General features: G+C 67.7%; 9 protein-coding genes and 1 pseudogene. 3 read left to right on the top strand and 7 right to left on the bottom strand.

The window, feature by feature from the left end:
• Positions 1-90 precede the first annotated feature (90 nt).
• The 4 genes from ACIHCX_RS16845 to ACIHCX_RS16830 form a co-directional block, all read right to left on the bottom strand.
• Positions 91-372: a BON domain-containing protein gene (locus tag ACIHCX_RS16845; RefSeq protein ID WP_400029955.1), complete on the bottom strand. Its 282-nt coding sequence runs from the start codon at positions 370-372 to the stop codon at positions 91-93.
• A gap of 173 nt (positions 373-545) precedes the next feature.
• Entirely contained in the window at positions 546-986 is a 441-nt protein-coding gene (locus ACIHCX_RS16840) for a nitroreductase/quinone reductase family protein (RefSeq protein WP_400029953.1), read from the bottom strand.
• A 560-nt stretch (positions 987-1,546) separates the two neighbouring features.
• Positions 1,547-1,921 (bottom strand): DUF6223 family protein, encoded by a 375-nt coding sequence (locus ACIHCX_RS16835; RefSeq protein ID WP_400029951.1) that lies wholly within the window; start codon positions 1,919-1,921, stop codon positions 1,547-1,549.
• A 688-nt stretch (positions 1,922-2,609) separates the two neighbouring features.
• The gene (locus ACIHCX_RS16830; RefSeq protein WP_400029949.1) at positions 2,610-3,542 is read right to left on the bottom strand and encodes a hypothetical protein; all 933 of its coding nucleotides are present in this window, start codon (positions 3,540-3,542) and stop codon (positions 2,610-2,612) included.
• A 429-nt stretch (positions 3,543-3,971) separates the two neighbouring features.
• Between ACIHCX_RS16830 and ACIHCX_RS16825 the strand changes: the two genes are divergently transcribed.
• From ACIHCX_RS16825 to ACIHCX_RS16815, 3 genes are all read left to right on the top strand, one after another.
• Complete coding sequence (locus ACIHCX_RS16825; RefSeq protein ID WP_400030004.1) at positions 3,972-4,532, top strand: winged helix-turn-helix domain-containing protein; 561 nt, start codon at positions 3,972-3,974, stop codon at positions 4,530-4,532.
• On the top strand, positions 4,418-5,026 hold the full coding sequence (locus ACIHCX_RS16820) for a transposase (RefSeq protein ID WP_400030002.1): 609 nt from the start codon (positions 4,418-4,420) through the stop codon (positions 5,024-5,026). Before ACIHCX_RS16825 ends, ACIHCX_RS16820 begins: the two co-directional genes overlap by 115 nt.
• Before the next feature lie 79 nt (positions 5,027-5,105).
• A complete protein-coding gene (locus ACIHCX_RS16815; protein ID WP_400029947.1) occupies positions 5,106-5,741 on the top strand; it encodes an SMI1/KNR4 family protein in 636 nt (211 codons plus the stop codon).
• Between the two features lie 165 nt (positions 5,742-5,906).
• Here ACIHCX_RS16815 and ACIHCX_RS16810 read toward each other — a convergent pair whose 3' ends face one another.
• From ACIHCX_RS16810 to ACIHCX_RS16800, 3 genes and pseudogenes are all read right to left on the bottom strand, one after another.
• Entirely contained in the window at positions 5,907-6,752 is an 846-nt protein-coding gene (locus ACIHCX_RS16810) for a hypothetical protein (RefSeq protein ID WP_400029945.1), read from the bottom strand.
• A 160-nt stretch (positions 6,753-6,912) separates the two neighbouring features.
• On the bottom strand, positions 6,913-7,470 hold the full coding sequence (gene tpg / locus ACIHCX_RS16805; RefSeq protein WP_400029943.1) for a telomere-protecting terminal protein Tpg: 558 nt from the start codon (positions 7,468-7,470) through the stop codon (positions 6,913-6,915).
• A gap of 12 nt (positions 7,471-7,482) precedes the next feature.
• A pseudogene (locus ACIHCX_RS16800) lies at positions 7,483-8,049 on the bottom strand (transcriptional regulator); the annotation flags it as partial.
• Positions 8,050-8,097: the final 48 nt, after the last annotated feature.

Genomic DNA, 8,097 nt, shown 5'->3' with positions numbered 1-8,097 from the left:
TCCTCGTACTGGATGTACTCGGGCTTTCGGCCGGTGCGGCGAGAGTGCGTGCCGGGCGTCGCGACGGGGCAAACGTTGCCTGTCGCGGCACTAGTCCGCCCGGGTGGCCGCGAGGTCGGCGTCCACGGCGACGACACCGTCGACGCCCTGGCACAGGCCCACGACCACCGGGATAAGACGCGGTTCCGGGACGTGACCATGCACGGTAACGGCACCGTCCCGGACCTCGACCGCGACGGTGCCCTCTTCCAGGCCGAGGATGTGCCCCAGGACGTCCCGCTCGACCTCGCCGCGGATTTCGACGTCGGAGCGGATGAAGGCGGTCAGCAGGTCGCTACGGCTGACGATGTGCGGTTCGTGGCCGGCAGCCATTTTGCCGCCCGTGCCATCACCGCCAGCTGCGCTCATCGGCGCGCGACGCGCTGACGGGCCCACATGATCCTCAGCATGGGCCCGGACCACGTCGGCAAAGCTCCGCGATCACAGCGAAGCGAGCAGCCAGCGAAAGCACCGTAGCCTGGTTCAATCCGTGAACTACCGCTCATTCAAAGCAGGACGTCGTCTGATGCGTCGGGCTCCAGTTTCACGATGGGGAACTTGCGCGATGTCCTGGTCTCATACTGCGCGCTGTCTGGCCAGTACGCCGACCAGATGCCGTAGAGACGTTCCCAATCCGGCGACGCATGCGTGACAACGGTAGGGGTCGCCTTGAGGATCTGTTCCCCCACCTCGATGGTCACCTTGGGCATGGCGGCGACGTTGCCCACCCACGCTGGATCTCTTTCCGCGCCACGCGCGGTGCCGCAGACGAGGAGACAGTTACCGTCGGCCGCGTACACCAGGGGGTTCACTCGTTCCTGGCCGGTACGGCGGCCGACCGTGTGCAGGAGCAACAGATGCTTGCCCTCGAAGAAGCCTCCCACAGTGCCGCCCTGCGCCCGGAACTGGGCAATGACCTGCTTATTTACCTCATCTACTTTAGCCATGTCCGCCTCTCTGCGGCCGAAGATCTCCCTTGCTAGTAGCCAACCAGCGAGGTACGCGGCTGCGCCGAGCCACGCCCAAGCCGTGCGGTGGACGTCGAGCGCAGGGCCGAGACGCGTCGGCGGTGCCGATCCACAGCACCAGGACGGGTACGGGGTTGCCGTCGGAGCCCACTCAGCAGCCTGCGGTGGAGCGTGGGAGACGGGAAATCTGCGTCAGGCTGAGGGAGTGGGGCCGCGACCGGTCCCCCGAACCGGTCGCGACCCCACGTGCGGGGGTGTCGAGGCTGGTCACGAGCAGCAGCCACCCGCTGACGCCTCGGTGCCGGCCTGTACAGCAGCCGGGGCGGCGGCCAGAACGCGATGTAGTCGGCTGCCGGTTCTTGGAAACCGCCTACCGATTCGGTGCCGCCATATGGTCCAGTTCGGGCAGCGCGGGGGCGGAAGGAGCTTTCTCCGGGCGGCCGCGGCCCCGCCGTAGCGCGGCAGCCAGGGTAGCCGGGGCCTGACAGGCAGACCCGATGCTTGCATTCACTGTGGCCAGCCGGTCAGCCGGTCACCGTTCAGCCGGTGCGGCGGGAGCGGGCCAGGGCCAGCCAGCCGAGGACCGCGGCGATCAACCCCAGCACCAAGGCCAAGGCGCCACCGACTACTCCGTTGCCGGTTCCAGGACCACCGTCGGCGACAGCCAGATTCAGCGCGCCGACGACCACGCCAAACACCCCCGCCATCATGGCCACGATGGCCCTGTTTCGCCTGTTCCCGGCGCCGATACGACCGGCGGAGCGGGCCAGAGCCAGCCCGATGACCACGCCAGCCAGCGCCACCAGTGCGGCCGTGCCACCCACGAGTCGTCCGGTGGTCAGGCTGTAAACGGCGGCCGACTGGACCGAGTCATGCGCGGGCGACGGCGCAGCAAGCATAAATCGGACTGACATGAGGGGCTCCTCCTACGACTGGACGTCGTCCGATCATGTCTGCCAGACCCACAGCTGGTCGTCCGGCGGGGGTAGGCAATTCGCGCTGCCACTGATGCCGTATCCGGCTACCGCGGACGCTGTCGGAGCCGCGAAGGTACCGCGTGTGCGGTACCCGGCCGATCATCCGCGCGCAGGGTTGGTTGCGCGGATACCCGGCTAGGGGATGTGACGCCGTACTGGGTCGTTCTTCTACCAGCGCTATCGGAGATGCGGTCGGCAGCCGCGCACCGCGCAATCCGGATCCGCGGGAAGCGGGTTGTCCTTCCCGTCTCTTGGGGCACGGTCCCAGCGAGCTGTCAACGGTCTCGATGGCTCCAGCCGTATGGATGTGGTCGGGGTTCGGGAAATGTGGTTTCCTCCGGCGTGCCGAGGTGGCGGACCGAGCATGAGCCGAGGGGCCCCCGGCCGGGTCCGGGCGGCCCGTGGTGCCGGGGACCAAAGGCGCGCATGCTGGGGTCAACATAGCCGGCCGGGTCCAGCGGCGGGCGGGCCAACTCGGCTGCGGACCGCCTGCTGAGGGTGTCCTGCGTCAGAACCCGCGCACGCGCAAGCTTGTGCCTGGGAGAGGCGGCCCTTCATCGCGGTGTGCGTGCTCCCCTGACGATACGCCCGGACATGACGGCTGGCGGGAAGGATTCGGCAGAGCTCAGGTACGGGGCCAGTCCTGGCCAGCGGTCACCTCGCGTGCGATGCGACGCCACTGGCCCTCCCCGCCGGGCAGGGGCCAGGCCCAGGTCGGCTGTTCCGCGGTGTCCAGGTCGTGGAGGAGTCGGACGAGCTGTGGGCCGGCGGTGACGGCGCCGTCCGGGACGGTGGGGCCATGGACGGCGCGGAGTTCGGCGAAGCGTGCCAATTCACTCTCGTAGAAGCCCACGGCCTCATTGATGCGCGCGGCCAGGTCATCGCGCGGCACCGTGCGGTGCAACTGCAGCAGCGGAGGGTCGACGGACTCGGCGATCGCCGCAGCGAGCCGCGCGTGACCGTCCAGGATCAGATGGCAGTCCAGGCCACTGACCCACCACAACAGGACAGGCGGGAGTGTCCCTTCACGGGCCTGCTTGCGGTACGCCTTGACCCGGCTGTCGCTCGGGCCGGGCATCGGCCGCAGCGGAAGGACTTCCCACGAATGAGAATGGAAGAACCAGTCGATGTATCCGCCCGGATGGCCGTCGACGAGCATCGAGCTCCAGTATTCGGCATGCGAAGCGTCGGCGTGGCGCCAGCGCCGGAGCGGACTCTCGCACGAGAGCAGCCACCGGCCTTCGTGCAGCGGGCTGTCCGCCGAGTCGATAAGGTACTGCGCGAAGCGGTGGGCCCACCTTTCCGGACTGCCCGCCAGAGCGCGCCCCACATCAGCGCGCAACGGCGGGACGCAGGAGCGGTATTCGTCGGTGCGCCAAAAATCCACACCCTGGAGGTGCTCCTCGACAACAGCGAGCAGCACAGGCCGCGACAGCTGGGAGATCAACAGCCGCGGTCCGGCACTGAACACGCACAGCCCCGGCTGGTGGCGATCCTGTACGTCCAGGGACAGGCCAACCCATGTCCCGTCGTCCCGCCTGACATCGCTGCGCTGCATGCCGAGAGCGTAGACGGCTGCTGCGGGGGACTCCGTTGGCGCCCTCGGTCGGCCGTCCGATCCGCACCCTCCACGGATGGGTGGCCCCGGCCGATTTCAGAGATCCCCATCAGGGATTTCACGTCGCTGACACTGTCAGCAACACAGAACCACAGCTCCGACCAACCAGTGAGAGTGAAAGATCCAGATAACGGCCTGCTCGTCGGTCAAGAACTCCACTGGCATGAGCGTGAAGCTATCGGCGCCTGGAGCCGCTCAGGGATCTTCCTCCGAATCTCGCCGCCAGGCATGCCACCTGTGCTAGACGCCATGATCACCGGCTTAGCGTTACTGACTTCGGCTCGTTGGGGTGAACTCCCTTGAAGTTCCACACCAGTTCGCCGTGGCTGCTGTATTCCGTGTTGTGTGAGATACGCGGATGGGGGCGGGCTGACCGCTGATGGTCGGCTGCGCCGTGAGTCGGTGCGGATGCAAGCGGCCGAGCTGTTCGAGCAGGGAATCAAGCCGTTGGAGGTGGCACGGCGCCTGCGGGTGAGCGGGAAGTCGGCCTACCAGTGGCAGTCATTGTGGCGAGAGGGCGGTCCGTCGGCGCTGGCCTCCCGTGGCCCGAGCGGTTCGCGGTGCCGTCTGTCCCCGCGCTGTCTGGAGAAGCTGGCAGCGTATCTGGACCAGGGGCCGGCCGCGCACGGCTGGGTGGAGGACCAGGTGTGGACGGCGGCGAGGGTGGACACGCTTATCGGCCGGAAGTTCCACGTCTCCTACAGCGTCTCGGGGGCGACGAGGCTGATGCACCGGCTCGGTTTCAGCCCGCAGGTCCCCGCGCGGCGGGTCGCCGAGCGCGACGAGCAGGCCGTCACGGCATGGAAGGAGGCGACCTGGGAGGAGGTAAAAGAGCCCGGGCGGCCTGCGGGGGCTACATCTACTTCGAGGACGAGGCAGGCTTCACCCATCGGCCGCCCAAAGGACGCACCTGGGGCCGGCGCGGCGTGACCCCACAGGTGACGGTAAGCGGACGACGCTCGGGACGGCTGTCGGTGGCCGGGCTGATCGCCATGCGGTCCGGTTCCCGCACCCGGCTGTGCCACCGCCTGCGCACCCACCCCTGCGGCAAAGGCAAGCGCCGTAGCATGAGCGAGCGTGACTTCATCGCGCTGATCGACGGCGCCCACCAGCTCGTCAAGGCCCCGATCGTGCTGGTCTGGGACCGGCTGAACACTCACGTCTCGCACGCCATGCGCGAGCTGATCGCCGAGCGTGCCTGGCTGACAGTGTTCCTGCTTCCCGCCTACTCGCCCGACCTCAACCCCGTCGAGTGGGTATGGGCCCACGTCAAACGCAGCCTGGCCAACCTTGCCGTCGTCGCCCTCGACCGACTCGAGGCCCTCGTACGCAACCGGCTCAAGCGCCTGCAATACCGGCCCGACACCCTCGACGGCTTCATAGCGGGCACTGGCCTGACCTCCGACAATCCAACGTCAACCTGACGAGCCGAATCCAGCACCGCCACCCGCAGGCGTCATCAGTGCATGGCAGCGCCACCACCGTGACTCGTAGCGTTGTCATATGACCGACGACCTTAATGTTGTCCTCGCCCGCCTTGACGCCTGGCTGGAGGCCAACGCGCCCGCGGACCACGCCGCCCTGAACCCACCCGCCACGCAGGACGACATCGACGCCATCGCCGACCGTCGGTTCCCCCTGCACCCCGATCTGGTGACGTGGCTGGGACGACACGATGGGCTCACCGCCACGAAGGGCCATGCCGGTCCCGGCGTCATCATCCCCGAAGGGTTCATCCTGCACGGCGCCGAGGGAATGCGTGCCGGTCAACGAACGATGGAGGAGGAAATCGCCGAATGGGTCGACGAGAACGAGTCGGAAGACCCCGACCTGCGGGACGTCTATCACGTGTACGGGTACTTGTTCCACGTCCGATGGGTCCCGATCGCCACGGACATCACCGGAGGCAAGCTCATCCTCGACCACCGTGATGGAGACCGGTTGGGAAACGTGCTGTACGGCCTCCACGCCGGGGACACGGAGGGTCCGGTGAAGGTGTGGGACAGCCTGTCGCACATGTTCCGACACCTCCTCACCGCCCTGACCGAGGGGACGGAGATCCGCCTGCCCGGCTATGCCGATCCGGTGACAGCACACCTGACCGGCACCGGCCCCGATGGCTTCGTGAGGTGGGAGTAGCAAAGAGCGGCGGTCCGAAGCATGACGCGTCGGACCGCCGCCTTGACATGCGGGTCAGGAATTACACCGTCAGCACGAACCCACCATCAGGAAGTTCAGCGAAAGTCACCCTAACGAGCCGAAGTCAGTAGTGCTTCAGTTGGCGGCTGTCGCCAACTGAAGCATTCACAGGCCCTTGCTGTCGGGTTGGCTGTCAGGCAGGTCCATTTCGGCATGGCGCGCCTGTATGCGCGCGATGACGCGCTCCTGTCCCAGCCTCTTGGCCTGGCGGAGCTTGGCTTCGGCAGCGAGCACGGGGATCCAGAACAACCAGCCCCACAGGCTGAAGTCCTGTACTCCACTCCACACCAGTGCCTTGTTCAGGCCGAATGATGCGACGAACGTCAGCACATACGCTTCGACCCGGTGCGCGAGAAGCAGGCGCAGCGGTGCGTTCCGGGCCCCCTGCAGCAGCTCAACCGCCGCAGCGAGTTCGGCGGCCCGGAGGTCTTCCCCTGTGTCCTCGCCGGACTCGCCACGAGCGGCTCGCCGCAGCGCGTCGGTGACCAGCACGCTCTGCTCCGCGAGGGCTGCCTGCTGAGCTTGCCCGCGAGCAGCGCCTGCGTTCAGATCGTCCCAGTAACCCCGTCCGGCCCAGCCAGTCGCATCATCGACGCGCTCGCGTTCAGCTGACCCGGGCGGCGCCAACTTTTCGATTCTTTCTTGCAGGACCACCGCACGGCGCGCCCGCTCCGGGTATTCGAAGGAGTCCGAGCGAAGGCACAGCTCCAAAAACGACACCAGGAGCCCGAGATCGTCCGCTGCTAGTGCGAGGCCCTTGCGATACGCGGCCTCAGCCTCGTGGTCATGGTCGTCCTCATCCTCCGCAGCGTGTGCTTGTCCAAGCCAGCGGAAGAGAACCGGATCCGGCCCCAACTCCTCGAGTCCCGCCTCTGCCGCTGCTCTCACAGCGGCATAGCCACCCACCGCGAAAAGCTCTGAGCACCGCTCCACATACTGCTGCCGTTCCACGTTCCCACCCCAGCCGTCCGAGCAAGCACCTTCTGACGTACTCAGTGCCGCTGTCAATCACTGCTTGAGTTCCCTTCCAGCTCGCCAACCAGCACGCAGAGCCGCCAACTCAAGTACTCAGTCACACGTGGTGGCCTCGCGGCTGTTCGGGGAGCGGCTGCTACAGGTCGAACTCCAGGTACTCGATGTCCGTGAACCGGACCTCTTCCAGGCTGCCGGCGCGGCGGCTGCTGTCCTGGAAGTACACCTCCTTGAGCGCCTCGGCGGCGATCTCCCTGAGCTGCTGGTCGCTGGCGCCGGCCTGCTGGGCGTCGAAGAGGCGGGCGGCGTAGCGGGGGGGCAGGGCGACGGTCAGGTGCCGGATGCGGTCCTGATCCGTGGACCCGATCGGCGCGGTGTAGCCGAGGCGGGCGCGGGTGTCGATGACGATGCCGCCGGTGGTCGCCGCCGCCTGCCGGGCCTTCGCCCGGATCTGCGGCTGCCATCGCTTCTTCACCTCGTGCTCCAGGCGCGCGGCGAGTTCCGGGCGGGGCTTGTTGATCTGGTCCTTCACGTACCGCTCGACGGTGCGCTGGGAGATCCGCAGCATCTGGGCGACCGGCTTGGTGCCCTTGAGCTGCTTGACCAGGTATCGCATCTGCGCGCCCGCGCTCTTGGGTGCCGGGCGGGTGAACGCCTTCTGCACCGCGGCGTCCAGGCGGTCCCCGAACAGGATCATCGTCGCCTTCTCCTACTCTCCGTTGTGGACGTCGGTGACGGTGCCGTCCTTGATGTACCGGGCGAGGTTGAGCTCCGGGGCGTCGAACCGCTCGCGGACCTCTTCGCCCCACGGGACGGACTGGGTTCCCTCGTGCTTGACCAGGCCCGGGTTGATACCGAGCTTGAAGCCTCCCGGCAGCGGCTTGCCCTCCCGGTACGGCAGGAAGTCCAGCGGCGACTCGCCGCTGGCCGCGTAGACGACGCAGTCGGACAGGATCGCGACCGGGTACTGCCCGGTGAACGCCGCGTGCTTGACGATCTTGCGGTGCAGGTTGATCCGAGTACGGGAGATGACCGCCGCACGGATGTCCGGCCGCCACGTCGGCCGGGACAGTGCCCGCCACGGCTCGCCGGGCCGCCAGCCCTCCCCGCGCGGGCGCTCACGGAGCTTCCCCAGGCCGCCCTTCACCGTCGCCTTGACCGCGGAGACGACGATCGCCAGCTCCGGATCGCGGCCCTTGTAGCCGTCCATGGCCGCGAGGAAGTCGGCCGGCGCGATGTCGGCGTCGACGCCGAGGTCGGCCATCGTGGCGAGGAAGGTGAGCTACGACCTGGTCGTCGCGCAGGCGGGTACCGAGCTGGTGGG

Source organism: Streptomyces sp. NPDC052043 (assembly GCF_044548235.1).
Taxonomy (GTDB): domain Bacteria; phylum Actinomycetota; class Actinomycetes; order Streptomycetales; family Streptomycetaceae; genus Streptomyces.
The sequence above is the reverse complement of the archived record's forward strand: the minus strand, read 5'-3'. Positions and strand labels throughout refer to the sequence as shown.